Annotated in this window: 23 protein-coding genes and 1 pseudogene; 11 read left to right on the top strand and 13 right to left on the bottom strand. The window is 54.6% G+C overall.

The features are described from left to right. Nucleotides 1-16 precede the first annotated feature (16 nt). From AACY09_RS15995 to AACY09_RS15950, 10 genes are all read right to left on the bottom strand, one after another. Nucleotides 17-1,597: a SpoVR family protein gene (locus AACY09_RS15995; protein ID WP_339489437.1), complete on the bottom strand. Its 1,581-nt coding sequence runs from the start codon at nt 1,595-1,597 to the stop codon at nt 17-19. Further along, nucleotides 1,594-2,865, bottom strand: a complete 1,272-nt coding sequence (locus tag AACY09_RS15990) for a YeaH/YhbH family protein (RefSeq protein ID WP_339489435.1) — start codon at nt 2,863-2,865, stop codon at nt 1,594-1,596. Before AACY09_RS15990 ends, AACY09_RS15995 begins: the two co-directional genes overlap by 4 nt. Before the next feature lie 111 nt (nt 2,866-2,976). Next, the gene (locus AACY09_RS15985; RefSeq protein ID WP_339489434.1) at nt 2,977-4,899 is read right to left on the bottom strand and encodes a PrkA family serine protein kinase; all 1,923 of its coding nucleotides are present in this window, start codon (nt 4,897-4,899) and stop codon (nt 2,977-2,979) included. 424 nt (nt 4,900-5,323) lie between these two features. Continuing rightward, nucleotides 5,324-5,653 carry a thiosulfate sulfurtransferase GlpE gene (gene glpE, locus AACY09_RS15980; protein WP_339489432.1) on the bottom strand — a complete coding sequence of 110 codons (330 nt, stop codon included), beginning with the start codon at nt 5,651-5,653 and terminating at the stop codon, nt 5,324-5,326. Continuing rightward, entirely contained in the window at nt 5,653-6,474 is an 822-nt protein-coding gene (locus tag AACY09_RS15975) for a symmetrical bis(5'-nucleosyl)-tetraphosphatase (RefSeq protein WP_339489430.1), read from the bottom strand. The genes glpE and AACY09_RS15975 overlap by 1 nt, the downstream gene beginning before the upstream one ends. Beyond that, nucleotides 6,474-6,854, bottom strand: coding sequence for a Co2+/Mg2+ efflux protein ApaG (gene apaG / locus AACY09_RS15970; protein WP_339489428.1), 381 nt, complete (start codon nt 6,852-6,854; stop codon nt 6,474-6,476). The genes AACY09_RS15975 and apaG overlap by 1 nt, the downstream gene beginning before the upstream one ends. A 93-nt stretch (nt 6,855-6,947) precedes the next feature. Beyond that, nucleotides 6,948-7,769 (bottom strand): 16S rRNA (adenine(1518)-N(6)/adenine(1519)-N(6))-dimethyltransferase RsmA, encoded by an 822-nt coding sequence (rsmA, locus tag AACY09_RS15965; protein WP_339489426.1) that lies wholly within the window; start codon nt 7,767-7,769, stop codon nt 6,948-6,950. Nucleotides 7,770-7,882: 113 nt separating this feature from the next. After that, entirely contained in the window at nt 7,883-8,878 is a 996-nt protein-coding gene (pdxA, locus tag AACY09_RS15960; protein ID WP_339489425.1) for a 4-hydroxythreonine-4-phosphate dehydrogenase PdxA, read from the bottom strand. Continuing rightward, nucleotides 8,875-10,173 (bottom strand): peptidylprolyl isomerase, encoded by a 1,299-nt coding sequence (locus AACY09_RS15955; protein ID WP_339489424.1) that lies wholly within the window; start codon nt 10,171-10,173, stop codon nt 8,875-8,877. The genes pdxA and AACY09_RS15955 overlap by 4 nt, the downstream gene beginning before the upstream one ends. Beyond that, nucleotides 10,148-12,922, bottom strand: a complete 2,775-nt coding sequence (locus AACY09_RS15950) for an LPS-assembly protein LptD (RefSeq protein ID WP_339489423.1) — start codon at nt 12,920-12,922, stop codon at nt 10,148-10,150. Before AACY09_RS15950 ends, AACY09_RS15955 begins: the two co-directional genes overlap by 26 nt. A gap of 125 nt (nt 12,923-13,047) precedes the next feature. Here AACY09_RS15950 and AACY09_RS15945 point away from each other — a divergent pair, with 125 nt between their 5' ends. The 3 genes from AACY09_RS15945 to AACY09_RS15935 are packed head-to-tail and all read left to right on the top strand — an operon-like array spanning nt 13,048 to nt 15,501. After that, entirely contained in the window at nt 13,048-14,082 is a 1,035-nt protein-coding gene (locus AACY09_RS15945; RefSeq protein ID WP_339489422.1) for an aminoglycoside phosphotransferase family protein, read from the top strand. Then, nucleotides 14,079-14,750: an N-acetylmuramate alpha-1-phosphate uridylyltransferase MurU gene (gene murU / locus AACY09_RS15940; protein WP_339489421.1), complete on the top strand. Its 672-nt coding sequence runs from the start codon at nt 14,079-14,081 to the stop codon at nt 14,748-14,750. Before AACY09_RS15945 ends, murU begins: the two co-directional genes overlap by 4 nt. A 1-nt stretch (nt 14,751) precedes the next feature. Beyond that, nucleotides 14,752-15,501 (top strand): DnaJ domain-containing protein, encoded by a 750-nt coding sequence (locus tag AACY09_RS15935; RefSeq protein ID WP_339489420.1) that lies wholly within the window; start codon nt 14,752-14,754, stop codon nt 15,499-15,501. 20 nt (nt 15,502-15,521) lie between these two features. Here AACY09_RS15935 and AACY09_RS15930 read toward each other — a convergent pair whose 3' ends face one another. After that, nucleotides 15,522-16,571 (bottom strand): alpha/beta hydrolase family protein, encoded by a 1,050-nt coding sequence (locus AACY09_RS15930; protein WP_339489418.1) that lies wholly within the window; start codon nt 16,569-16,571, stop codon nt 15,522-15,524. A gap of 122 nt (nt 16,572-16,693) precedes the next feature. On the opposite strand from AACY09_RS15930, the gene rpe reads away from it, so the two are divergent. The 6 genes and pseudogenes from rpe to trpC all read left to right on the top strand — a co-directional run bounded on the left by rpe (nt 16,694) and on the right by trpC (nt 22,258). After that, on the top strand, nt 16,694-17,368 hold the full coding sequence (gene rpe / locus AACY09_RS15925) for a ribulose-phosphate 3-epimerase (protein ID WP_339489417.1): 675 nt from the start codon (nt 16,694-16,696) through the stop codon (nt 17,366-17,368). After that, nucleotides 17,368-18,225, top strand: a pseudogene (locus tag AACY09_RS15920) (phosphoglycolate phosphatase). Before rpe ends, AACY09_RS15920 begins: the two are co-directional and overlap by 1 nt. A gap of 68 nt (nt 18,226-18,293) precedes the next feature. After that, nucleotides 18,294-19,769, top strand: coding sequence for an anthranilate synthase component I (gene trpE, locus AACY09_RS15915; protein WP_339489414.1), 1,476 nt, complete (start codon nt 18,294-18,296; stop codon nt 19,767-19,769). A 10-nt stretch (nt 19,770-19,779) separates the two neighbouring features. After that, nucleotides 19,780-20,373, top strand: coding sequence for an aminodeoxychorismate/anthranilate synthase component II (locus AACY09_RS15910; RefSeq protein ID WP_339489412.1), 594 nt, complete (start codon nt 19,780-19,782; stop codon nt 20,371-20,373). Continuing rightward, a complete protein-coding gene (trpD, locus tag AACY09_RS15905) occupies nt 20,373-21,422 on the top strand; it encodes an anthranilate phosphoribosyltransferase (protein ID WP_339489411.1) in 1,050 nt (349 codons plus the stop codon). Before AACY09_RS15910 ends, trpD begins: the two co-directional genes overlap by 1 nt. Then, a complete protein-coding gene (gene trpC / locus AACY09_RS15900) occupies nt 21,419-22,258 on the top strand; it encodes an indole-3-glycerol phosphate synthase TrpC (protein WP_339489409.1) in 840 nt (279 codons plus the stop codon). The genes trpD and trpC overlap by 4 nt, the downstream gene beginning before the upstream one ends. 81 nt (nt 22,259-22,339) lie before the next feature. On the opposite strand, the gene crp is transcribed toward trpC, so the two are convergent. Beyond that, complete coding sequence (crp, locus tag AACY09_RS15895) at nt 22,340-22,984, bottom strand: cAMP-activated global transcriptional regulator CRP (RefSeq protein ID WP_010486147.1); 645 nt, start codon at nt 22,982-22,984, stop codon at nt 22,340-22,342. A 233-nt stretch (nt 22,985-23,217) separates the two neighbouring features. On the opposite strand from crp, the gene AACY09_RS15890 reads away from it, so the two are divergent. Further along, nucleotides 23,218-23,646, top strand: a complete 429-nt coding sequence (locus tag AACY09_RS15890; RefSeq protein ID WP_339489408.1) for an OsmC family protein — start codon at nt 23,218-23,220, stop codon at nt 23,644-23,646. 262 nt (nt 23,647-23,908) lie between these two features. After that, nucleotides 23,909-24,703, top strand: a complete 795-nt coding sequence (gene speD / locus AACY09_RS15885) for an adenosylmethionine decarboxylase (protein WP_339489406.1) — start codon at nt 23,909-23,911, stop codon at nt 24,701-24,703. Between the two features lie 85 nt (nt 24,704-24,788). Here speD and coq7 read toward each other — a convergent pair whose 3' ends face one another. Continuing rightward, nucleotides 24,789-25,436, bottom strand: coding sequence for a 2-polyprenyl-3-methyl-6-methoxy-1,4-benzoquinone monooxygenase (gene coq7, locus AACY09_RS15880; RefSeq protein WP_339489404.1), 648 nt, complete (start codon nt 25,434-25,436; stop codon nt 24,789-24,791). Between the last annotated feature and the right edge of the window lie 342 nt (nt 25,437-25,778).

Genomic DNA, 25,778 nt, shown 5'->3' with positions numbered 1-25,778 from the left:
GGCAAGAGGCAACCGATCAAATGGGTGGGATGATCAGGTCGAGGCGTGGGTAATCGCCCTCACGCTCCGCCTCCTTCTTAGGTGGAACATGTTGGCTGTTAATCAGCTTATCGGCTTGCATGACTTCAAGATGGATGTCGAATCCCCACAAGCGGTGCAGGTGCTTGAGCACCTCTTCAGTGGAGCCACCCAGGGGTTTACGATCATGCTGTTGATGACGCAGGGTCAGGGAGCGGTCGCCACGGCGGTCGATGCTCCATATTTGTACGTTGGGCTCGCGGTTGCCAAGATTGTACTGTGCGGCCAAGGTTTCACGGATGAGTTGGTAGCCGTTGTCGTCGTGAATTGCCGGTACCAGCAGCTCATCTTTCTGATCGTCGTCGAGCACGCTGAATAGCTTTAAGTCGCGGATCACCTTGGGCGATAAATACTGCAGGATAAAGCTCTCATCCTTGAAGCTGTGCATGGCGAATTTAAGCGTGCTGAGCCAGTCGCTACCGGCGATTTCCGGGAACCAGCGCTGATCTTCTTCTGTAGGCTTTTCACAGATCCTGCGGATGTCACAATACATGGCAAACCCCAATGTATAGGGGTTAATGCCGCTGTAGTGCGGGCTGTCGAATGCCGGTTGGTAGACCACACTGGTGTGTGATTGTAAGAACTCGATCATAAAGCCGTCCGTGACCAAGCCTTCGTCGTAGAGGTCGTTCATCAGGGTGTAATGCCAGAAGGTGGCCCAGCCTTCATTCATGACCTGGGTCTGGCGCTGGGGATAAAAATACTGGGCGATTTTACGCACGATCCGAATCACCTCACGCTGCCATGGTTCAAGCAGCGGCGCATGTTTTTCGAGGAAATACAGAATATTTTCCTGGGGCTCGGGCGGGAAACGCTTGTCGTCTCTGTCGCTGTCTTTGCTGGCCCCTTTGGGAATCGTGCGCCACAGGTCATTGATCTGCTTTTGCAGGTGCTCTTCGCGCTCTTTCTGGCGACGGCGTTCTTCTTCCGCAGAAATAGGGTAGGGGCGCTTGTAGCGGTCAACTCCGTAGTTCATCAGGGCGTGGCATGAGTCAATCAGGTCTTCAACCGCATCAATGCCGTGGCGCTCTTCGCACTGCATGATGTATTGCTTGGCGAACACCAGGTAATCGATTATCGAGCTGGCGTCGGTCCAGGTGCGGAACAGGTAATTGCCTTTGAAGAAGCTGTTATGGCCGTAACAGGCGTGGGCGATGACGAGCGCCTGCATGCACATGGTGTTTTCTTCCATGAGGTATGCAATGCATGGGTCGGAGTTAATGACAATTTCGTAAGCGAGGCCCATCTGCCCACGGCTGTAGTTTTTCTCGGTGGAGAGAAACTGCTTGCCGTATGACCAGTGGTGATAACCCAGTGGCATGCCGACCGAGGCATAAGCATCCATCATTTGCTCGGCGGTGATGACTTCGATCTGATTGGGATACGTGTCGAGGGCGTAGCGTTCAGCCAGCCTGCTGATTTCGCGGTCGTAGGTGCGAATCAGCTCGAAGGTCCATTCCGAGCCTGTTGAAATGGGCTGACGTTTTCTTTCGGCTGTGGCCTGCTCATGCTTGCTCATGCTGTTAGCCTGCGCTGGAAAAGCTCGCGGAAAACCGGATAGATATCCCCGGCAGTCACCAACTGTTGCTGGGCAAAAGTGTCAGCAAAGGCCTCACTAACCTGCTGGTATTCGTACCACAACGCCTGATGCTCGCGCGGGGTGATCTCGACATAGGTGAAGTACTGTACGAACGGCATGATCTGGTTGATCAGAATGTCTCTGCACACCGGCGAATCATCATTCCAGTTGTCGCCGTCCGAGGCTTGTGCGGCGTAGATATTCCATTCATTGACCGGGTAGCGCTCCGCCATCACCTCTTGCATCAGTTTCAAGGCACTGGAAACAATGGTGCCGCCGGTTTCGCGTGAGTAGAAAAACTCTTCTTCATCCACTTCGCGCGCGCTGGTGTGATGGCGGATAAACACCACTTCAATCTTGTCGTAATTACGCTTGAGAAACAGGTAAAGCAAGATGAAGAAACGCTTGGCGATGTCTTTGGTGGCTTGGGTCATGGAGCCGGAAACGTCCATCAAGCAAAACATAACCGCTTTCGAACTGGGGTTTGGATGTTTGACCAGCAGGTTGTATTTAAGGTCGAAGGTATCGAGAAATGGCACGCGATTGATGCGTGCGTGCAGTTTGCTGATTTCTTCTTCAATGGCCTGAATATCGCCGAAGTTATCCGGTTCTTCGCGCTTTAAGCGTTCAAGTTCGGTTTGTGCGACTTTGAGTTTTGCCCGGCTGCTACCCGATAAGGCAATCCGTCTGGCATGGGCTGAGCGCAAGGTGCGCACGATATTGATACGTGAGGGATTACCTTCGCTGCTGATCCCTGCGCGGACTGTTTTAAAGGTATCTGTGCCGGTTAAATGGCGTTTTACCAAGTTGGGCAGTTCGAGGTCTTCAAACATAAAATCGAGAAACTCTTCCTGAGTAATTTGGAAGACGAACTCGTCCATGCCTTCACCGGAGTTACTGGCTTTGCCACTGCCCTGACCTCCACCGCCCCCTTGTGGGCGCGGTATGCGGTCACCGGTTGAAAACTCTTTATTACCGGGGTGCACGGTGGTTTGTTTACCGCCCCGACCATGGTGCAGCACCGGCTCGTCGATATCACGGCCCGGTATGCTGATTTGCTCGCCGTGCTCCATATCGGTAATGGAGCGATGGCTGACGGCTTCTTCAACTGCTTTTTTGATGTGCTCGCGGTAACGCCGCAAAAAACGCTGACGATTTACCGTGCTCTTGTTCTTGCCATTCAGGCGTCGGTCGATCACATAGCTCATGACTTCTCCTTAGAGCGTGCCTGGGAGGGATTAGCCCCAGGCATCTCTATGGCTGGCAGGCCGTTGAAGTGCCTGCAGCAACTCGCTAGCCAGCATGCTAGCGGGTCTCGGTTACTGCGATTTACGTACCCGTAGATACCACTCGGACAGCAGGCGAACTTGCTTATCGGTGTAACCGCGTTCAACCATGCGTGTAACGAAGTCGTTGTGCTTTTGTTGATCCTCTTTGCTGGCCTTGGCGTTGAAGCTGATAACCGGTAGCAAGTCTTCGGTGTTGGAGAACATTTTCTTCTCGATCACCACTCGCAGCTTTTCGTAGCTGAGCCAGGTTGGGTTCTTGCCGTTGTTGTTGGCCCGGGCGCGCAGTACAAAGTTGACGATCTCGTTGCGGAAATCCTTTGGATTGCTGATGCCAGCTGGTTTCTCGATTTTCTCCAGCTCTTCGTTAAGTGCAACACGATTGAGAATTTCACCGGTTTCTGGATCGCGGTATTCCTGATCCTGTATCCAGAAATCGGCGTACAGCACGTAGCGGTCGAAGATATTCTGGCCGTACTCGCTGTACGATTCGAGGTATGCCGTTTGAATTTCCTTGCCAATAAACTCGATATAGCGCGGTGCCAGGTATTCCTTGATGAAGCGCAAGTAGCGCTCGCGGATTTCGGCCGGGAATTGCTCCTGCTCGATCTGCTGTTCGAGCACGTAGAGCAAGTGCACTGGGTTGGCCGCCACTTCGTTCGCATCAAAGTTGAATACTTTTGACAGAATCTTGAAGGCGAAGCGGGTTGAAAGGCCGTTCATGCCCTCATCGACACCTGCGCTGTCGCGGTATTCCTGAATCGACTTGGCTTTAGGGTCGGTGTCTTTGAGGTTTTCACCGTCATAGACGCGCATTTTTGAGTAGATATTCGAGTTTTCAGGCTCTTTCAAGCGCGACAATACCGAGAACTGCGCGAGCATCTTCAGGGTGTCTGGCGCGCAGTGGGCATTGGCCAGGGAGCTGTTGATCAGCAGTTTGTCGTAGATCTTGATTTCATCGCTGACGCGCAAGCAATACGGCACTTTAACGATGTAAATCCGGTCGATGAATGCCTCGTTGTTCTTGTTGTTTCGAAAGCTGTGCCACTCTGATTCGTTGGAGTGCGCCAGCAATATGCCGTTGTAAGGGATGGCGCCCAGGCCTTCGGTGCTGTTGTAGTTACCTTCCTGGGTGGCGGTGAGCAATGGGTGAAGCACCTTGATCGGTGCCTTGAACATTTCGACGAACTCCATCATGCCCTGGTTAGCCCGACACAGGGCTCCGGAGTAGCTGTAGGCATCGGCGTCGTTCTGTGGGTACTCTTCCAGCTTGCGGATATCGACCTTGCCGACCAAGGCGGAAATGTCCTGGTTGTTCTCATCGCCCGGCTCGGTCTTGGCGACGGCAATTTGCTTGAGGATCGATGGATAGAGTTTGACCACGCGGAACTGGCTGATATCGCCACCAAACTCGCCGAGACGCTTGGTGGCCCAAGGCGACATGATGCTACTCAGGTAGCGCCGGGGAATGCCGTATTCTTCTTCGAGAATCGCCCCGTCTTCGGCATCGCTGAATAGCCCAAGCGGCGACTCGAACACCGGTGAATCCTTGATTGCATAAAAGGGCACCTTTTCCATTAGGTGTTTAAGCTTCTCGGCCAAAGAAGACTTGCCGCCGCCAACCGGCCCCAACAGGTAGAGGATCTGTTTCTTTTCCTCAAGGCCCTGAGCGGCGTGGCGGAAATAGGAGACGATCTGGTCAATACATTCTTCCATGCCGTGGAAGTCGGCAAAAGCCGGATAACGGCGTATGACCTTGTTCGAGAAGATTCTCGATAATCGCGAGTTGCTGGATGTATCGAGGAGTTCCGGTTCGCCAATCGCCAGTAATAAGCGCTCTGCGGCCGAGGCGTAAGCGCTGCGATCCTGCTTACATAGCTCGAGATACTCCTGCAGAGACAGCTCTTCCTGGCGTGTCGATTCGAAACGTTGTTGGAAGTGACTGAAAATGCTCATGACTTCACCTCGCTCGATGTTCAGAGACGGCTCGGGATCGGTCGTGCAGGCGCTGGCGGTTGGCTGAGTTAGCAGCCGCAGATATCCCCCCAGAACACCTACTGAACCTCAGAAAGTTGCGGCGCTGAAGAGGGCGTTATTAAGGTTCTGAAACTGCTTATTTACCTGAGGCACCAAGTAAATTGCGTGTTATTGCACCCTAATATGTGGCCTTGCCTCCGCTCGCTACAGTTTTCATAAGGTCCCTAATCATACCGATGGCCCGGATGCCGGTTGGCAGGCTCTACTTGGTATTTAGATGGCCTAAGATAAATGATAGTTGGTAATCGCGGAGATCAAGTGCCAAGTGGCCATATCCTTGTGATGGAAATCGCCGATAAGGCCCCTAAGCCTTATCTGATGCGGCTTGGCGTGATGTAAAAAATTATTCCTGAGGGGACTTGCTGGTCGCGTCAGGGAAGCGTGCCTGCCATAGCTCAAAGCCACCATCGAGGCTATGGACGTCGGTGAAGCCTTGACCAATCAAGTAAGCCGCAGCACCTTGGCTGGAGTTGCCGTGGTAGCAGGAGACAATCAGTGGATGGTCGAGGTCCGCCTGGGCGATAAAGTCGACCAATGAGTGGTTGTCCAGATGCTGCGAGCCGCTGATGTGTCCTGCAGCAAAGCTGTCCGGGTCGCGTATATCAACGACCACGGCGCCTTGCTCGCGCAGTGTTTGGGCTTGCTCTGGGGAGATGCGCTTGAAGTCACTCATTACTTTTCCTCGCTGCACTGACAACGGTGCAGTTTAGCAGTATCAATATTCATCATTGTCAGGGCGCCGCCCCATACGCAGCCTGTATCAAGTGCGTAGAGGTCGGGCTCGGGGCAATTACCTTCAAGCGCCGCCCAGTGACCAAAGATAATTTTAGTGCCCAGGCTTTTTCGTTGTTTATGGCTGAACCATGGCAAGTAACCGGCAGGGGCGGTGTCCAGGCCTTCTTTGCTTTTCAGGTCAAGGGTGCCGTCGGCTGTGCAAAAGCGCATGCGGGTGAAGTAGTTGGTGATGACCCGCAGACGTGGGACGCCACTTAGCTCGTTGTTCCACACGTCGGGTTCATTGCCGTACATGCCATCAAGAAACTTGCACAGGCGGTTGTCATCACGCAGCACCTCTTCCACTTCGGCGGCGCGTTTGAGGGCTTTTTCGATGCTCCACTGCGGCGCAATACCGGCATGAACCATGGCAATATTACGGGTGGCATCAAAGTGCATAAGCTTTTGTTGGCGCAGCCAGTCGAGCAAGACGGCTCGGTCCGGGGCCTCAAGAATGGCTTGCAGGGTGTCGGATTTTTTCATGCGTTCGGCATTTTGCGACACGGCCAGCAGATGCAGGTCATGATTGCCCAGCACGCAGACAACCGAGTCGCGCATGGCATAGAGGAAGCGCAGGGTCTCCAACGATTGTGGGCCACGGTTAACCAGGTCACCTGCTACCCAGAGCTGGTCTTTAGCAGGATCGAAGGCGACACGCTCAAGTAAGCACTTCAAGGGTTTCAGGCAACCTTGGAGGTCGCCAACAGCATAAGTAGTCATCAGTGCAATGAACCTGGTACGGCGAGACGGAAGGGCGCGATAGTGGCATCGAAGGGTGTGCTGTCTTCAGCCATCATCTGATAGCTACCTTGCATAGTCCCCACGCGAGTCGTCATGACTGTGCCGCTGGTGTACGTGTGGCTCTGACCTGGGGCAATGAGGGGCTGTTCGCCGACAACTCCGGCGCCACGAACTTCTTGCACTCGACCTTCACCGTCGGTGATTAACCAGTGGCGCGACAAAAGCTTCGCTCCCAGTTGACCGTTGTTGGTGATGGTTACTGTGTAGGCAAATGCAAAACGGCTCTGCTCGGCCTGTGATTGTTCCGGCAGGTAATGAGTCACAACGCTGACGTCTATTTGATAAGGCGAATCTGACATGCTCAAACCTGCAGGCTGGGTGAAGCGATGAGTTGGGCTTTGTAGGTAATGCACATAAAGCATTAAGCCGTACGTCCAATGGCGAAAGGCTGTTCAGCCTTGACTGGTTTCAGCGTCTGGGCTCTGCTCGGCTAGTTTGTCGGCCAGGCGCACAAATGCTGCAAGGTCGAGTTGTTCCGGTCGTAGGCTGCCGTCGACGCCAGCCGCTTCAATTTCACTGGCTGGCAATAATGCCTTAAGCGTGTTGCGCAGGGTTTTGCGGCGCTGGTTAAAGGCTTCTCGTACCACCCGCTCCAGCAACTTATGGTCCTTTGCTGGGTGTGGCAGTACTTCGTGAGGCACCAAGCGAACGATTGCAGAGTCGACTTTAGGCGGCGGATTGAAGGCGCCGGGGCCCACATTGAACAAGTGCTCAACCCGGCAATGGTACTGCACCATGATCGACAAGCGACCCCAGTCGCCACCCCCTGGACCTGCGGCCAGACGCTCGACTACTTCTTTTTGCAGCATAAAGTGCATGTCACGAATCAGTGCAGCATTGTTTAGTAGGTGGAATATCAGCGGGGTGGAGATGTTATACGGCAGGTTACCGACTACCCGTAAGCTGCGCGGCTGTGCCTCAAGTCGATTGAAGTCGAACTTCAGGGCGTCACCCTGATTCAGGCGAAAGTGTGGCTCGCTGCCGAACTTGTGTTGCAGGATCGGGATCAGGTCTTTATCGAGCTCGATTACGTCTAACTGCGCGCCACTGTTAAGCAAACCTTCAGTCAGGGCGCCTTGGCCCGGGCCGATTTCCAGCAGGTGCTCGCCTTCTTTGGCGTGGATGGCGCGCAGGATGCGGTGGATCACCCCGGCGTCGTGCAGAAAGTTCTGACCAAAGCGTTTACGCGCGCGGTGTTGGTGGCTCTCGGACATTAGTAGCTCTCAGGCATTAGCAGCAGCTCCAAGCGTCAAACCAAGCTTAAAGCAAAAATAATCGCTTAGTTTAACAGGGAGTCGGCACGCTGGCGTTGGCGATCGTCGCTTGATTAGGCTTGGACTTGGCTGGTGGCCATGGCGTAAGCGGTTTGCAGGGCGACATCCATACTTCCGCTGTCAATCTTGCCACTGCCTGCTAGATCCAAGGCGGTGCCGTGGTCGACCGAGGTACGGATAATCGGCAGGCCCAAGGTGATATTCACTGCAGCGCCAAAGCCTTTGAACTTGAGGACTGGCAGGCCCTGATCGTGATACATCGCCAGCACGGCATCACAATGATCGAGGTGTTTTGGGGTGAACAAGGTATCAGCAGGCAGCGGACCGATCAATTGCATGCCTTCGGCGCGTAAGCGTTCCAGTGCAGGCGTTATGACCTCAATTTCTTCTCGGCCCAGGTGTCCGTCTTCACCGGCGTGGGGGTTGAGGCCGCAGACGAGAATGCGCGGATTTTCCAGGCCAAACTTGGTGCGCAGATCATGATGCAGGATGCGCGTAACCCGGCTTAAGCGTTCATCGGTAATCGCCGCGGCGACATCTTTAAGGGGCAAGTGAGTGGTGACCAAGGCAACACGCAAACCATGGGTCGCGAGCATCATTACCACTTGTTCGGTTTGGGTTAACTCCGCCAGAAACTCGGTATGACCCGAGAAGGCGATGCCAGATTGGTTGATCACGCCTTTATGCACGGGTGCGGTGATCATGCCGGCAAAGTGGCCCGCAACACAGCCTTGGCCGGCGCGGGCCAACGTTTCAAGTACATAGCCAGCGTTGGCTGGATCCAACTGGCCAGCAATCACCGGAGCAGCTAGTGGGGTATCCCACACAAACAGGCTGCCTGCGGGTGCGGGTTCATCCGGCCAGGCAATGGGGCTGACGCTGACGAAGCGGATTGTTAAACCCAGTAAGGCCGCTCGCTCGCTAAGCAGGGCGTGGCTGGCAATGGCAATTAGCGGGTGGGGATGGGCGTGCTGGGCAAGCAGCAGGCATAGGTCGGGACCTATGCCTGCTGGCTCACCCGGCGTCAGTGCGAAGCGTTGCGCTGTCACTGCTTAATTTCTACGTAAGCCTCGTCGCGGATCTGCCGCAGCCAAGCTTGCAGTTCTTCGTCGTACTTACGGTTGCGCAGGATAGTTTGCGCTTGCTGCTTACGCATCTGCTCGCTGCTGTCTGTGGCGCGACGGCCCATTACTTCAAGAACATGCCAGCCATAACGTGACTTGAAGGGTTTGGACACTTCACCGCTTGGCGTTGAGTCCATCACTTCACGGAACTCAGGCACCAGGGCACTTGGGTCGATCCAGTCGAGTTTACCGCCGTTGAGTGCAGAACCCGGATCTTCGGAGTAGTTTTTTGCCAGTTCGGCAAAGTCTTCACCGGCTTTGATTCGCTCATAAAGCCGCTCGGCCAGACGTTGGCTCTCGGCATCGCTGCGGATTGCGTTTGGCTTGATCAGGATATGGCGAACGCTGACTTCATCGCGTACCTGAGTACCGCCGCCACGTTTTTCCTGCAGCTTAATGATGATAAAGCCACCGGGCGTACGCACCGGTTCAGTCACTTCACCAGCCGTCATGGTACTGAGCATGCTGTCGAATGGAGGGGGGAGTTGGCCCGCTTTACGCCAGCCCATTTCGCCACCTTCCAGTGCGGTTTCGCTAGACGATTTGGCGATTGCCAACTGCGCAAAGTCGGCGCCCTGCTGCAACTGCTGGTAAATGTCTTGTGCCTGACGATCAGCCGCTTGAACTTGCTCAGGCGCTGCGCTTTCAGGAACAGGAACCAGTATGTTGGCCAGGCGGAACTCTTCAGACAACTGCATTTTGCCAAGATCTGAGGCCAGGAAATTCTGCACTTCCTGATCGGTCACCTGAATACGATCTGCAACGCGGCGCTGACGCACGCGGCTGATGATCATTTCACGGCGAACCTGATCCCGCGCATTGTCGAAAGACAAACCATCCTTGCTCAGTGCCGCGCGGAACTGATCAATGCTCATGCCATTGCGCTGGGCAATGGTACCGATGGCTTGATTGAGCTCTTCATCGGTGATGCGAATACCCGAGCGCTCACCGATCTGCAGCTGGATGTCTTCAATAATCAGACGTTCCAGTACCTGCTGTTGCAGCACGTGCTCCGGCGGCAATGTTGAGCCGCGTTTGCCGATTGTTTGCTGAACTTCACTGATGCGCGCATTGAGCTGGCTCTGCATGATCACGTCATTATCGACAATCGCCGCGACGCGGTCCAGAGGTTGTACTTCAGCGTGTACCGCAGTACCTACTAACATCGCGCCCAGCAGCAGGGGGCGCACGTAATCAGAAAGCTTTGTCTTCACGTTCACGATAACCTTGAATGCCTTGATCGAGGAAAGATTCAGTTTTGTTGCCAGTCACGCCGCCCAAACCTTTGAGCACGATCTGCAGGAAAATTCCGCGATCGGGCTCATCGTTGAACGACGGGTTCTGGCTTACTTCGTCATTGTCGATCCAGTAACGATTAATTAAACGCAGTTTCCAGCAGCAGCTGTCGTACTCAAAGCCGCCGAAGGCTTCCAGAGTGCGGTTACGGCTGTAGTCATACTGCCAGCGCGAAATAACGCTCCACTGCGGAACAATTGGCCAGATAACCGAGAAGTCATGTTGGCTGATTTTGTAGTAGTCCTCGATATAATTCGGGCTACCCGGCGTGCCGTAGTCACCGCCGCCAACTACCCAGTTACCAGTGCTTTGGTCGTAACGCACGGTGTCGTTGCGATAGCGATAGCCGGCGTTGATAACCTTGTTCGGATTATCTTCAGGTTGGTAGTGGAACATGGCGCTGCCGGAGCGAGTGCGGTGGCTGTCTGGATCCCAGTTGAAATCCGAGCTAAAGCGCCAGTCGCGGTTGAAGCGATACAGGTATTCCAGGGCGTAAGGTGACACTGAGGCTTTTGCGTCGTCACGGGTATCAAAATCAACGCCTGGCAGCTGCACTTTGCGGTCAGCAAAGTAGAACGCTTGGCCGATGCTGAAGCGCTGACGTTCGAAGCCATTGTCTTCGATCCACCGGTTGGTCACGCCCAGGGACAGTTTGTTCTCGTCACCGATGCGGTCTTTGCCCGAGAAACGGTTTTCACGGAACAGCGAGTTGTAGCTGAAGGTGGTCTCGCCGGTATCGAATACAGGGATATCAGTTTGATCTTCTTCAGGTACATAGAGGTAGAACAGGCGCGGCTCAAGAGTCTGACGATAGTTGGTGCCAAACCATTGGGTGTTGCGATCAAAGTACAGGCCGCTGTCAACACTCAGCATGCCGACGCCGCGGTTTTGTGTGCTGTCGTACTTCTGCTCAGCCAGTAGCGTCGATTTGCCTTGGCTGTCCAAGTCCAGATCGTAGTTGGTGTACAGGTACTTGGCCTGTGGCTTGATATAGCCCCAGCTCCAATCCAGCGGCAAGCTTACCGAGGGCTCAAGGTGCAAGCGGTCACCGTTGGAACGCGCGAGGCCACGTACGTTCTCATCGAGCCGTATTTCAGGGTTGCCTTCATCATCGATGTAGTTGCCGCTACGCAGATCGCGGTCAAAGCGAACCAATTCAGTGCCGTAACCGAACTGTACGCCGCCTGGCTGGAATGGCAGCTTACCGTCCAGAGTAATTTGCGGCAGGCGGTTATACGGCGTGATGTCGCTAATGGTTGCCAATTCATATGCATGGGCATTGAGGCGAGCGGTGTAGCTGTCGCCGCGGTAAGTCAGTGTGCCGCGCTGGTTGACGAAGTCCGGCGTATCAATCCCAAGATCTGTACCCAGATCCTGGAAGTAGTACGGGTCACTCATGTCGGTGTAGTCGACCTCAGCCAGCAGGCGATCATTCAGCCCGCCTTTGTGCTGCCAGCTGTACATCCAACGGGTGTCGCTGTAGTCAGACTGCAGTTTGCGGTCATCATTCTGATCATTGAGGTAGGCGGCGCCAATCTGACCTTCGCTATTTTTAGTCAGGTAGCGGCCTTCGCCTTCCATCAACAAGCCGCGGTCACTCATGTACGTTGGGTACAAGGTGGCATCATAGTTCGGCGCCAGGTTGAAGTAATACGGCGTCTCCAGTGTGAAACCGTTATCACTTGAGCTGCCAATGGTCGGCGGCAGGAAGCCCGACTGGCGACGGTCATCAATCGGGAAGTAGATGTACGGTGTGTAAAACACCGGAAAATCTTTGACCCGCAGGGTTACGTTCGTCGCTGTACCGAAACCGGTGGCCGGGTTCAAGGTGATGTTGTTACCCGTCAGGTGCCAAGCATTGCTGCCCGGTTCGCAACTGGTGTAGGTACCGTCTTTAAGGCGGATGATCGCGGTTTCTTCACGCTTGGCGTACAGCGCGTTGCCACGAATGTGGCCGCGGTGCATTACGTACTCAGCGTTATCGATTTTGGCTTCGCCATTGTCGAGTTGCAGCTCGGCATGATCGCCGACAACCAAGGCACCTTTGTCACGCAGACGCACGTTGCCATTTAGCTCGCCGATGTTCTCAGCTTGGCGCAGGTTGGCCTCATCGGCTTCAACCTGCATGCTTGCCTGGCGCAATACGACATCACCGGCCAAGGTGGCAATCTGCTCTTCTTGCTGGTAGCGCGAGGCTTTGGCTGAGACGAACATTGGCGCTTGATTGAGCGGCGTGTTGTCATTCATTCCCGGGCGTTCAGGCTCAACGTAGGCGCCCGAACAGTAAGGAGCGGTCTCGGCAAGCTGAGCTTCAGTCAACTTTTCACGCGGCACCCAGTCCAAATGGCTGTAATCTGCACTGCGAGATGACAGGCCTTTGCCCTCACTTTCAGTCACAAGCTTGGTGCCGACAGCTGCAGCTGCAACTTTCCCACCCGTGCTGGTATCTGAAGTAGCAGGCGCACTGAGGCTGGATTCATTGTGAACCGGGCGTGCAGGCACTGCCGCATCTGCGGTTTTTGGGGTACAGGCCCAACCGCCAGATGCGGACGCCGCGCAGTCAAACTGCTCGGCTGCTACGGCGAATTGACTGGCAACAGGCTGCAGGGCCAATAGGCCACTCGTCACCAGAAGTGGGAATTTTTTACGAATAGCGGGGTATTTTACTGCCATCTTATTTTTCCGGGCTTCCTGCGCGCTAGTGACCCAGAGGCCGCACGCCTCTCGATGGGCTTTAAAAGATGCTGGATAATAAAGCATGACCCGCGCAACGGCTAGGGCCGTCGGAGACCCTTGTAATGCATAAAGAAGATATACGGCTTCAACTGTTGGAAAAATGGCTCGATGCAGAACTGCCAGATGTGTTTGTAAAACAAGGCTGGGGGGCGGTTCCGACCGCTACGATGACCTCTGCTAGTAGCGATGCGAGCTTTCGTCGTTATTTTCGTTGGCAGGCAGAAAATCGTACATTTATTGTTATGGATGCACCGCCGCCGAATGAAGATTGCCGGCCATTTGTCAAAATCGCTGCCATGCTGCAACGGGCGAATTTGAATGTGCCACTCATTTTGGCCGAGGATCTTGAGCAGGGTTTCTTGCTGTTAAATGATCTGGGGCGACAGACCTATCTGGATGTCATCACCCAAGAGAATGCTGATGGTCTTTTTGCCGATGCCCTGCAGGCACTGCTGGCACTGCAGCAATTGCCTATGGATGAATCGTTGCCTAGCTATGACATGGCTTTGTTGCGGCGCGAGCTTGAGCTCTTCCCGCAGTGGTACGTCAAACATCATCTGCAGACCGAGTTCAGCCCTGAGCAGCAAGCTGCATGGGATAAGGTCAGTGCTTTGTTAATCGACAGTGCATTGGCGCAGCCAAAAGTGTTGGTTCACCGCGACTTTATGCCACGCAACCTGATGATCAGTGAACCTAATCCGGGGGTCCTGGATTTTCAGGATGCGGTCTATGGTCCTGTTACCTACGACGTGACCTGCTTATTCAAGGACGCCTTCCTTAGTTGGCCAGAGTCTCAGGTGCAGCAGTGGCTCGAAGGCTATTGGCAGCAAGCCCAAGCACTGGGTATTCCAGTTCAGGCGGATCTTGAGGACTTTTTGCGCGCCAGCGACTTGATGGGCGTGCAGCGTCACTTAAAAGTCATCGGTATTTTTGCGCGCATCTGCCACCGCGATGGCAAACCCAAGTACTTGGCGGACGTGCCGAGGTTCTTCGACTACATCAATGCGGTCATTGAGCGCCGTCCGGAACTCGCTGACTTGGCGCAGTTATTTGCCAGCTTGGGACCCGCAACTGAAGCGTCGGTGAACCCGCTATGAAGGCAATGATTCTCGCAGCGGGCAAGGGCGAGCGTATGCGCCCGCTGACACTGCACACCCCGAAACCGCTGGTACGGGCAGCGGGCGTGCCGCTGATCGAGTATCACATCAAAGCCTTGGTCAGTGCTGGGTTCACCGAATTGGTGATTAATCATGCATGGCTAGGCCAACAAATTGAGGATTACCTCGGCGACGGCAGTCGGTTTGCGGCGAAGATCAGCTATTCCGCAGAGGGTGAGCCGCTTGAAACTGGAGGCGGAATTTATCGCGCTCTGCCTTTGCTGGGTGATGCCCCATTTGTGGTAGTCAATGGCGATGTATTCACTGATTACCGCTTCGTAAATCTGCAGCAGCCTATTGAGGGCGTGGCCCATTTGGTGCTGGTCGACAATCCACAACACCATTCCCAAGGCGACTTTTATCTGCAGCAGGGGTTAGTCCATGACGGTGAAAGCAAGCAGGCATGCCTGACCTACAGCGGTATTGCGGTGTTATCGCCACAGCTATTTGCAGGCTGCAAGCAAGGAGCGTTTAAGCTCGCACCATTGTTACGCGAGGCAATGGCGAAGGGTTTGGTCAGTGGTGAGCATTTTGCCGGGTGCTGGGTTGATGTTGGCACCCATGATCGTTTGGCCGAGGTTGAACAGTTGTTGGCGCAGGAGCACTAAAGTGATTTGGCCGAGCACCGTATTGGGGGCTGTTGCCGGGTTTGCCATTGCCAGCATTCCCGGTGGTTTACTGGGCGCACTGCTTGGCCAGGTTGTCGACAGGCGTTTACGCTTGGCCAGTTGGGGGCAGTTGCGCGAGCGGCTTGGTGGCTCGGCGCCGGCTGAGAATAATGAGTTGCTGTTTATCATGCTGGGCCGTTTGGCTAAGTGTGACGGCCGGGTGCGGCAGCAGCATATCGAGCAGGTGCGCTTGGAAATGCAGCGTATGCGGCTTGATGATGCAGCCCAGCGGCGTGCGATTGAGGCTTTCTCTCGAGGCAAAACCGGGCGTGACAACCTACGAACACCTTTGCGTGCTCAAGCGCCAAATGCCACGCCAATGTTGAGTGCATGCTGGCGCATGGTCAGTGCTGCAGGTCCGGTGAGTCGCTCTGAACGCGAGCTGATTTTGCTTTGGGGCACATGGTTAGGCGTGTCGGTTAATGCCAACGAAGCGCTACGCACGAGTGCGCCTCCGCGTCAGTCGATGCCAGTCCAATCGACCTACCAGCAAGCGCTAAAATTGCTCGGTGTGACGGCGGACAGTAATCCGGCCGAAATCAAGCGCGCTTATCGGCGATTGTTAAGTCGCCATCACCCGGACAAGCTGCAAGGCAGTGGTGCCAGTCCAGAGCAGGTGCGCATGGCCACGGAAAAGACCCGCGAGTTGCACCACGCCTATAGCCTTGTGCGTGAGCGCCATGGGTTTTGAGTAGCGCACCCCCGCTCGCGCTATTGCTTGGCCGCGCTTGCATTACTTTGCAGATGCAGGCTTAGCCAGCCTTTGATCCGGCGGAATAATTGCTCTTGCTCGACATCGCGATTGCCTGGCAATGAAGTCATGGCGATCTGAATATAGGCCGTGCGCTTCTGTCTCTTTGCCGCGTTCAGGCGCTGTTTTGCCGCACGGGTCTCGGCGACTTGATCCTTGTAATAGAAGTCGCCGGTTGCGAGCTTGAGCTGGCTAATCAGGGTTTCCAGATCGGGATTAAACCCGCCAGGCATCTGTGCCGCAATCAGCAGCAGGTTGCTTACATTGGGTGGCTGCTGTTCGGCGAGATAGCGTGCCGCCCAGTAGGCCCCTGTTCCTTGCCCAGCCAATACAACGGTCTTGGCTCCTTGTTGTTGAGCGAAGGTGATACCCGCTGCAATTCTCGCAAATACTCGCTCGGTATACGGCTGCAGGTTTTTTGCCGGAGCGTTGTCTGTCTGCTCGGTAACCACAGTTGTATCTTCTGCGTCTTCGGCGGGGTCTGCTGTCGCTTCAGCAGGTGACGCGGGCTTCTCCTGGGGTTCTGCAGGTGTTTCGGCGATTTCCGGCTTGGCTGCTCCGTCGGGATTTTCGGTTTGGCTTGGCGTGGGCTTATCACTGTTGCGCGACATTGGCGCCGCTTCGGCGTCTGGAAGGGTGAGGCTCAGGCTGCTCCAGCCCGTGTCAGGCAGTTTGTGTCGCAGTGGGCTAATGCCAATGGGCCAGTCAGCGCTTTCATCTTCACCCGGAACTAAAATTACCGCCCCGCTTGGATCGGCATTATTGGCGGGACGCCAAAGACCTAAAAAGGTATCGCCTGTCTGGGTTTGCAGCTGCTGTTGTTCGGTGGCGGCGAGCTGCCTTTCCAGTGCAGCGGTTTCGGCTTGGCTGCGCTCACCAAGGGCCGCGCGAACGACAGGTTTGTCTGCCGTGCTCGCTGCTGGCGTCTTGTCGGCTCCGGCGTCAGCGTCGGCCAGCGCCAGTGTGCAAGTCAGCAGGGTTGAAACCATAAAAGTAGCACGCAACACCATAAATAAATTCTCCGACTGCCTGAGTGATCCAGCCTAGCTGTTTCGGTACGCACTTGTAACGGCAAAACCTGAGTTGGGGCTGCTACAATGCGCGCAATCCGTGTGTATTTTTGAGGTTAGCCATGCAGCCATTTGCCATCGCCCCGTCGATCCTTTCTGCTGATTTTGCCCGGCTGGGTGAGGAAGTGGATAACGTCCTTGCTGCTGGTGCCGATATTGTTCACTTTGATGTAATGGACAATCACTACGTACCTAATCTAACGATTGGGCCTATGGTCTGTTCAGCTTTGCGCAAGTACGGTGTTACTGCGCCCATTGATGCCCATCTGATGGTCAAGCCTGTAGATCGTATTATTGGTGACTTTATTGAGGCGGGCGCGAGCTATATTACCTTCCACCCGGAAGCATCCGAGCATATCGACCGTTCACTGCAATTGATCCGTGATGGCGGCTGTAAAGCGGGGTTGGTGTTTAACCCTGCGACTCCACTGGGCGTACTCAAGCATGTGCTGGATAAGGTGGACATGATTCTGCTGATGAGTGTCAACCCAGGGTTTGGCGGTCAGAAGTTTATCCCGGGCACCCTCGATAAACTGCGTGAAGCCCGGGCTCTGATTGACGCCAGCGGTCGTGAGATTCGCCTGGAAATCGACGGCGGGGTCAATGTCGGCAATATTGCAGAGATCGCCCAAGCGGGTGCCGATACTTTTGTGGCGGGCTCGGCGATTTTCAATCAGCCGGACTACCGTACGGTTATCGATGCCATGCGCGCTGAGCTGGCGAAGGTCAAAGGCTGATGCCTTTACGCGGTGCGCTTGCTGGAAAACTGCCAAAACTGGTGATGTTCGACCTCGACGGCACGCTGATTGACTCGGCCCCTGACTTGGCGGCCGCTGTTGATAATACTCTGCAAGCCCTTGGCCGAGCGCCTGCAGGACTGGAGAATGTGCGCAACTGGATTGGCAATGGTGCTCGCGTATTGGTGCGCCGGGCACTGGCCGACGGTATGGCGCATGAGCATATTGATGAAGCGCAAGCGCAGTCTGCACTTGAGCTGTTCATGCACGCCTACGCAGACAACCACCTACTGACGACGGTTTATGCCGGTGTTGTTGAAGCGCTGGACTGGCTTCAAAAACAGGGTGTGATGATGGCTGTGGTGACCAATAAACCCGAGCGCTTTGTTGCGCCCTTGCTCGATGAGAAAGGACTGGGCGGTTATTTTCGTTGGATTATTGGCGGAGACACCTTGGCCCAACAGAAGCCCGATCCTGCTGCGTTGTTGCATGTCATGCATATGGCCAAGGTGACGGCAGAGCAATCATTATTTGTCGGTGATTCGCGCAATGACGTGCTGGCAGCAAAGGCGGCGGGTGTTACATGCGTGGCGCTCAATTATGGCTACAACCACGGCCGGCCCATTAGTGAAGAGTGTCCTGCCTGTGTGCTGGAAGACTTGCGCGGCTTGATTCCGCTTATTTCCTTTAACTCTGGCGTATCGCCGGGTTGATTAGACCCGGCGCCTGCGCTAGTGTTGCCTGACTTTAATCCACGCCTAAGAGATTTCCCCGTGGTGGTTACCTGCAAACTCTGGCTTGAACGAGCCGGGATGAAAATCATCAAGGCCCTGGCCCGTTGGCGCTGGCGCCTCTGAATTGATAGTGGCCGGTTAGCCGGCGCGTTTGCACACGACCGTTTTACCCTCAAACCACGAGGCAGATCATGATCCGCGAAGAATTCCTGCGTTTAGCCGCGTCCGGCTATAACCGTATCCCTGTTGCCCACGAAACCATTGCTGACTTCGACACGCCGCTGTCGATTTACCTGAAGCTGGCTGATCAAGCCAACACTTACTTGCTCGAGTCGGTACAGGGCGGTGAGAAATGGGGGCGTTATTCAATCATCGGCTTGCCGGCACGCACTGTGCTGCGCGCCTATGATCACACTGTGATTGTCAGTGTCGACGGTATAGAAACCGAGCGTCACGAATGCGAAGACCCGCTGGATTTTGTCGAGCAATTCAAAGAGCGCTATCAAGTGCCCACCTTGCCGGGTTTGCCGCGCTTTAATGGCGGTTTGGTCGGTTACTTTGGCTACGACAGCGTGCGCTATGTTGAAAAACGTCTGGCCAAGTCGGCCAATCCGGACCCACTGGGTAACCCGGATATCCTGCTAATGGTTTCCGATGCCGTGGTGGTGTTCGACAACCTTGCTGGCAAGATGCATGCAATTGTCCTGGCGGACACCTCGCAAGATGACGCCTTTGAGCAGGCTCAAGCCCACCTTCAAGAAATTCTGCACAAGCTGCGTCAGCCAATTACCCCGCGTCTGGGTGTTGATCTGAATGCCGCTGCCGGTGCTGAACCTGAGTTCCGTTCGAGCTTTAGCCGTGAAGATTACGAGCGTTCGGTTGGCGCTATTAAAGAATACATCCTCTCTGGCGATTGCATGCAGGTGGTGATTTCCCAGCGCATGTCGATTCCATTCAAAGCGGCGCCGATCGACCTTTATCGCGCCCTGCGTTGTATCAATCCAACGCCTTATATGTACTTCTTCAATTTTGGTGATTTCCACGTGGTGGGCAGTTCGCCGGAAGTACTGGTGCGCGTTGAAGATAATCTCATCACCGTTCGCCCGATTGCCGGTACACGTCCGCGCGGCGCCAATGAAGAGGCTGATCAGGCGCTTGAAGAAGACCTGTTATCTGATGCCAAGGAAGTCGCTGAACACCTGATGCTAATCGACCTCGGGCGCAACGATGTCGGGCGTGTGGCCACAACCGGCAGCGTCAAGCTAACCGAGAAAATGGTCATCGAGCGCTATTCCAACGTGATGCACATCGTGTCCAACGTCACCGGTCAGTTAAAAAGCGGTTATAGCGCGATGGATGCACTGCGGGCAATTTTGCCGGCTGGCACCTTGTCCGGCGCGCCGAAAATCCGTGCAATGGAAATTATTGATGAGCTTGAACCGGTCAAGCGTGGTGTCTACGGCGGTGCGGTGGGTTACCTGGCATGGAATGGCAATATGGACACCGCCATCGCCATTCGCACCGCTGTGATTAAAGACGGTGAGTTGCATGTGCAAGCGGGCGCGGGAATCGTTGCCGACTCAGTGCCAGCGCTGGAATGGGAAGAAACGCTGAACAAGCGGCGCGCCATGTTCCGTGCTGTTGCCCTAGCTGAACAATCTCACTGAGGAGCCTGCCATGCTACTGATGATCGATAATTACGACTCCTTTACCTACAACGTGGTGCAGTACCTCGGTGAGTTGGGTGAAGAGGTCAAAGTTGTACGCAATGATGAACTAACCGTGGCGGAACTCGAGGCGCTCAAGCCGGATCGCATCGTGGTGTCGCCAGGGCCTTGCACGCCGAATGAGGCGGGTGTGTCGCTTGAGGTGATCAAACACTTCGCCGGTAAACTGCCGCTGTTGGGCGTGTGTTTGGGCCACCAGAGTATTGGCCAGGCGTTTGGCGGTGATGTCGTGCGTGCACGGCAAGTGATGCACGGCAAAACCAGCCCGGTTTATCACTTGGATAAAGGTGTGTTCGCTGGGCTTAACAATCCGCTGATCGTGACCCGTTACCACTCATTGGTAGTTAAGCGCGAAACGCTGCCTGACTGCCTTGAGATGACCGCCTGGACACAAACTGAAGACGGCGCCGTCGATGAAATCATGGGCCTGCGGCACAAGACCTTGAATGTCGAAGGGGTGCAATTCCATCCTGAGTCTATCCTCACAGAACAAGGTCATGAACTGTTTGCCAATTTCCTCAAACAGCAAGGAGGCGCGCGCTGATGGACATCAAACAAGCCCTGAACCGGGTCGTCAGCCAGCTCGACCTCAGCACCGAGGAAATGCAGGACGTCATGCGCGAAATCATGACCGGCCAATGCACCGAGGCGCAGATTGGGGCGTTCTTGATGGGCATGCGCATGAAGAGCGAGACCATCGATGAGATCGTCGGCGCGGTTTCGGTCATGCGCGAGCTGGCCAGCCATGTGGTGTTGCCAACGCTGGACCATGTTGTCGATGTGGTAGGGACGGGTGGCGATGGTGCGAATATCTTCAATGTTTCAACTGCCGCCAGCTTTGTCGTCGCGGCAGCGGGCGGCAAAGTTGCCAAGCATGGCAACCGGGCCGTTTCGGGTAAAAGCGGCAGCGCCGACTTACTCGAAGCGTCGGGCATCTATTTGAACTTGACCCCAGAGCAGGTCGCGCGATGTATTGACAGTGTCGGCGTGGGCTTTATGTTCGCGCAGGTGCATCACAAAGCAATGAAGTATGCCGCTGGGCCACGCCGTGAGCTTGGTTTGCGTACCCTGTTCAATATGCTTGGCCCGCTAACCAATCCGGCTGCTGTTCAGCATCAGGTCGTTGGCGTGTTTAGCCAGGCCTTGTGCCGGCCACTGGCGGAAGTGCTTAAGCGCTTGGGCAGCAAACATATCTTGGTGGTGCACTCGCAAGATGGTCTGGATGAGTTCAGCATTGCTGCGGCCACCCATATTGCTGAGTTAAAAGATGGGCAGATCAGCGAGTACCAAGTGCTCCCGGAAGATCTAGGCTTAAAGAGCCAAAGTCTTGTAGGGCTTACGGTTGACAGCCCCGAGGCATCCCTGGCCTTGATCCGTGATGCGTTGGGTAAACGCAAGACCGAAGCTGGGGAAAAAGCCGCTGACCTGATCGCCCTTAATGCGGGTGCTGCGTTATATGCTGCCGATTTGGCAAGCACCCTAAAAGAAGGTGTGCAACTGGCCCATGATGCACTGTGCACGGGGCTTGCACGGGAAAAAATGGAAGAGCTGGCATCATTCACTGCGGTATTCAAACAGGAGAACGAAGGGTGAGCGTGCCAACAGTTCTGGAAAAGATTCTTGCACGTAAAGTTGAAGAGGTTGCCGCGCGTAACCGCATCACCAGTCTCAGTGAACTGGAGCGTGATGCTCGGCTAGCCGATGCACCGCGTGGCTTTGCCAAGGCATTGCTTGAGCAGGCGGCGACCAAAGAACCTGCGGTCATTGCCGAGATTAAAAAAGCCTCTCCCAGCAAGGGGGTAATCCGCGAAGACTTCAACCCTGCTGAGATCGCCAAGTGTTATGAAGACGGCGGCGCAACCTGTTTGTCGGTATTGACTGATATCGATTTTTTCCAGGGTGCTGATCACTTTCTCCAAATCGCGCGGAATGCCTGCTCGCTGCCGGTGATCCGTAAAGACTTTATGATCGACCCTTATCAGATCGTCGAGTCGCGTGCATTGGGAGCAGACTGTGTCTTGCTGATTGTCTCGGCACTCGACGATGTGCGAATGGCTGAGCTGGCGGCTACGGCTAAATCATTCGATCTTGATGTGTTGGTTGAGGTGCACGACGCTGATGAGTTGGAGCGTGCGCTGAAGACCTTGGATACTCCACTTATCGGCATCAACAACCGCAACCTGCATACCTTCGAGGTTAATCTTGAGACAACCTTGGATTTGCTGCTGAAGGTGCCGCGCGAGCGTCTGGTCGTGACCGAAAGCGGTATTCTCAACCGTGCAGACGTGGAGTTGATGGAAATCAACGAGGTGTATGCATTTCTGGTCGGTGAAATCTTCATGCGCGCCGAAAAGCCGGGCGTTGAACTGGAGCGTTTGTTCTTTCCTGAACGCAAGCGTTTGATCAACAGCAACCTTGATGTTGATTAGCCGCGCAGGCTAAAAAAAACCGCTACTTCAGTATTCCTGAGTAGCGGTTTTTTTTATGTCAGTTGTCGCGTGCCAACGCTATCAGCGCGTACCGAAAACTACCATGGTTTTACCTTTGACGTGGACCAAGCCCTGTTCTTCGAGCGCTTTGAGTACCCGGCCAACCATCTCGCGAGAGCAGCCGACGATCCTGCCGATTTCCTGACGAGTGATTTTGATCTGCATGCCATCAGGATGAGTCATTGCATCAGGCTGCTTACACAGATCAAGCAGGGTACGGGCTACACGCCCGGTGACGTCAAGAAATGCCAAGTCACCGACCTTGCGCGTGGTATTGCGCAAACGCTCAGCCATCTGACTACCCAGGGCATAAAGAATGTCCGGGTCCTGCTCGGTCAGTTCGCGGAACTTGGTGTAGCTCAGTTCTGCGACTTCACACTCCGTTTTGGCGCGGACCCAGGCACTGCGCTCTTTATCAGCGCCTTCTTTATCGAACAAACCCAGCTCGCCGAAGAAATCTCCGGAGTTGAGGTAGGCGATAATCATTTCGCGCCCGTCGTCATCCTCGATCAGGATCGTGACCGAACCTTTCACGATGAAGAACAGGGTTTCACAGCGGTCCCCCGCGTAGATGATGGTGCTTTTAGCCGTATAACGACGGCGATGACAATGTGCAAGAAGCTTGTCGAGGTTCTTTATTTTAGGTGTAAGGGTTATTGCGACCATGCCCGAGTCCCGAAATATAAAAAATGTGTGCCTTGTCTTGGAGGCGTTTTCTTATTAGTTATGTGAGCTAGTGTGCCAGTAAAGTGGCGCCAGCTTAATCAACACTATCTTACACAGCCTCATTTTGCGACCCAGCTAACAACATTGAGTTGAACTTTCGCCAAAGTGAGGCTATAGCCGAGTGTTTACGGCGCTGTTAAGCTGCCGGACTTTTCATCAGCGGAGGCTTGATAATGAAAGCGCGCATTCAATGGGCCGGTGAAGCCCTTTTTATTGGTGAGTCGGGTAGTGGTCATGCCGTGGTGATGGATGGGCCTCCGGAAAGCGGCGGACGTAACCTCGGGGTGCGGCCCATGGAGATGGTGCTGATCGGCCTCGGTGGCTGCAGCAATTTCGATGTGGTGAGCATTCTCAAGAAGTCACGGCAGGCAGTTGAAAGCTGCGAGGCATTCGTTGAAGCCGAGCGTGCAGGTGAGGAACCTAAGGTTTTCACCAAGATTCACCTGCATTTCGTGGTGAAGGGCCGTGGCTTGAAAGACGCCCAGGTCAAACGTGCGGTCGAGTTGTCGGCTGAAAAGTATTGCTCTGCTTCAATCATGCTCGCGCGCGGTGGGGTTGAGATCAGTCACGACTACGAGATTATCGAACTCGGCCAAGCGTAATAAGCGGTGTATTCACGCTTTGATTCCGTCTTTTAGCCGGGCGCTGACATAGTTTTATCATTTGCACCGTTCACACTCTGGCGGGCGGTGCTTTGCATCTGCATAATGGCGCCCCTTTTTAGGGGCGCCATGCGCTTCGTACACATAACCAAAATCGCCAAAGCGAAGAGGTGTTAACCGTCCTACGCAGCCGGGTACTTTACGGTTGACGGGCATGCTCGACCACGCGGCCCTGCCGCTTTCTATAGAGAGTTTTAAAACGGTGAAAAGCAGACTCAAGCTCCATGGGTTTAACAACCTGACCAAGACCTTGAGCTTCAACATCTATGACATCTGCTACGCGGAAACGCCGGAAGACCAGCAGGCTTATGTTCAGTACATCGACGAAGAGTACGATGCTGAGCGCCTGACGCAGATTCTCACTGATGTTGTTGACATTATCGGTGCCAATATCCTCAACATTGCCCGCCAGGATTACGAGCCGCAAGGCGCAAGCGTAACCATCCTGATCTCCGAGCAGCCGGTTGAACCGACCGAAAGTCAGATCGAGGAGTCACCAGGCCCGCTGCCTGAGACTATCCTTGCGCATCTGGATAAAAGCCACATCACCGTCCATACCTACCCGGAAATCCATCCGGTAGATGGCATTGCCACTTTTCGGGTTGATATTGATGTATCGACCTGCGGGGTAATTTCACCGCTGAAGGCGTTGAATTACCTGATCCATCAATTTGATTCGGACATCGTGACCGTCGATTACCGCGTTCGTGGGTTTACCCGTGACGTTGAAGGCAAGAAGCACTTTATCGATCACGAGATCAATTCGATCCAGAACTACCTTTCTGATGACACCCAAGACGCCTATCAAATGACAGACGTTAACGTGTATCAGGAAAACCTGTTCCACACCAAAATGTTGCTCAAGAACTACGACTTGGATGACTACCTGTTTGGTGATGCCACGCGCAGTCTGACCCCAGAACAACGTCAGCAGGTTGAAGGACGCTTGCGTCACGAGATGCTTGAGATTTTCTACGCGCGCAATATGCCCAAGTAGAACCCGTGCTGAATAAAAAAACCCGCCATGCGGGTTTTTTTACGGCTGCTGCTTAGCTTTTATCAAACGCGTGGTATTCGCACAGTCAGATGCGATAAGCGCTTTTTGTCATGACTTTAGAGAGCAAGGTCATGCCAAGCTTCACGGGGCGCGGGAATTTAATGCCACCGGCTTCGAGCGCCGTGTTGGCGTGATGACTCTCGTCTTCACGCATTTGCTCAAGAATCGCCCGGGTCTTTTCATCATGAGCCGGCACTTGCTCCAAGTGCTCATCCAGGTGTTTAACCACTTGGTCTTCTGTCGCGGCGACAAAGCCTAGGCTGACTTTGTCGCTGACCAAACCCGCGAGTGCGCCAACACCAAAGGACAACCCATAGAACAGTGGATTGAACACGCTCGGCCGGCTGCCAAGCTGGTGAATGCGTTGTTCGCACCACGCCAAGTGGTCCACTTCCTCATCCGCGGAGTGTTCCATTGCCGCCCGAACCTCGGGCAGTTTAGCGGTCAACGCCTGACCTTGATACAACGCTTGCGCGCACACTTCACCGGTGTGGTTGATGCGCATCAAGCCAGCAATATGTTTGGCCTGCTGCTCATCGAGTTCAGTGTCTGGCTGCACAACGGCAGGTGATGGGCGGGTTGGCTGACCGCTGAAAGGTAGCAGCGTGCGCAATGCAACGTCGGCCTGCAATAACAGGCGGTCAACTGGGGAATACTGGCGGTCACTGGCCATGGGATAACCTCCGGCGAGAACAATTAGCTAGAGTTTACGCTAATCAGCAAGCTATGGCTTGACCGAGATCAACCGGGCATTCCCTCGCCGCCTGGGCGTCTTTGCTTGAGTTAGCGGGCTAATTAGCGGTATTTGCTTACAGTTGGTGATCAGTTCTCACCCTGTATCAATGAAAGCTAGCAGCGTTAAATGAATATCTTGTGCCGCCGCATTATTATCGTCGTCTTCAGCCATACTTTTAGAGCAATGGCTGCTGCCACGACGCTAGAGGTAGGCTGCGCCCGGTTTTGGGGCTCAGGCGAATAGTGCGTTCCTGTCAGCAGGGGCGGAAATTTTCTGGGA

The sequence above is a fragment of the Pseudomonas sp. EL_65y_Pfl2_R95 genome, from assembly GCF_963971045.1.
Taxonomy (GTDB): domain Bacteria; phylum Pseudomonadota; class Gammaproteobacteria; order Pseudomonadales; family Pseudomonadaceae; genus Aquipseudomonas.
Note: the sequence above shows the minus strand (reverse complement) of the source record. Positions and strands in the feature narration are given on the sequence as shown.

What these genes read in the sequence shown, in the direction of transcription:
- AACY09_RS15995 (WP_339489437.1), bottom strand. Translation starts at nt 1,597, where the DNA reads ATGAGCAAGCATGAGCAGGCCACAGCCGAAAGAAAACGTCAGCCCATT.
- AACY09_RS15990 (WP_339489435.1), bottom strand. Translation starts at nt 2,865, where the DNA reads ATGAGCTATGTGATCGACCGACGCCTGAATGGCAAGAACAAGAGCACG.
- AACY09_RS15985 (WP_339489434.1), bottom strand. Translation starts at nt 4,899, where the DNA reads ATGAGCATTTTCAGTCACTTCCAACAACGTTTCGAATCGACACGCCAG.
- glpE (WP_339489432.1), bottom strand. Translation starts at nt 5,653, where the DNA reads ATGAGTGACTTCAAGCGCATCTCCCCAGAGCAAGCCCAAACACTGCGC.
- AACY09_RS15975 (WP_339489430.1), bottom strand. Translation starts at nt 6,474, where the DNA reads ATGACTACTTATGCTGTTGGCGACCTCCAAGGTTGCCTGAAACCCTTG.
- apaG (WP_339489428.1), bottom strand. Translation starts at nt 6,854, where the DNA reads ATGTCAGATTCGCCTTATCAAATAGACGTCAGCGTTGTGACTCATTAC.
- rsmA (WP_339489426.1), bottom strand. Translation starts at nt 7,769, where the DNA reads ATGTCCGAGAGCCACCAACACCGCGCGCGTAAACGCTTTGGTCAGAAC.
- AACY09_RS15950 (WP_339489423.1), bottom strand. Translation starts at nt 12,922, where the DNA reads ATGGCAGTAAAATACCCCGCTATTCGTAAAAAATTCCCACTTCTGGTG.
- AACY09_RS15945 (WP_339489422.1), top strand. Translation starts at nt 13,048, where the DNA reads ATGCATAAAGAAGATATACGGCTTCAACTGTTGGAAAAATGGCTCGAT.
- murU (WP_339489421.1), top strand. Translation starts at nt 14,079, where the DNA reads ATGAAGGCAATGATTCTCGCAGCGGGCAAGGGCGAGCGTATGCGCCCG.
- AACY09_RS15930 (WP_339489418.1), bottom strand. Translation starts at nt 16,571, where the DNA reads ATGGTGTTGCGTGCTACTTTTATGGTTTCAACCCTGCTGACTTGCACA.
- rpe (WP_339489417.1), top strand. Translation starts at nt 16,694, where the DNA reads ATGCAGCCATTTGCCATCGCCCCGTCGATCCTTTCTGCTGATTTTGCC.
- trpE (WP_339489414.1), top strand. Translation starts at nt 18,294, where the DNA reads ATGATCCGCGAAGAATTCCTGCGTTTAGCCGCGTCCGGCTATAACCGT.
- AACY09_RS15910 (WP_339489412.1), top strand. Translation starts at nt 19,780, where the DNA reads ATGCTACTGATGATCGATAATTACGACTCCTTTACCTACAACGTGGTG.
- trpD (WP_339489411.1), top strand. Translation starts at nt 20,373, where the DNA reads ATGGACATCAAACAAGCCCTGAACCGGGTCGTCAGCCAGCTCGACCTC.
- crp (WP_010486147.1), bottom strand. Translation starts at nt 22,984, where the DNA reads ATGGTCGCAATAACCCTTACACCTAAAATAAAGAACCTCGACAAGCTT.
- AACY09_RS15890 (WP_339489408.1), top strand. Translation starts at nt 23,218, where the DNA reads ATGAAAGCGCGCATTCAATGGGCCGGTGAAGCCCTTTTTATTGGTGAG.
- coq7 (WP_339489404.1), bottom strand. Translation starts at nt 25,436, where the DNA reads ATGGCCAGTGACCGCCAGTATTCCCCAGTTGACCGCCTGTTATTGCAG.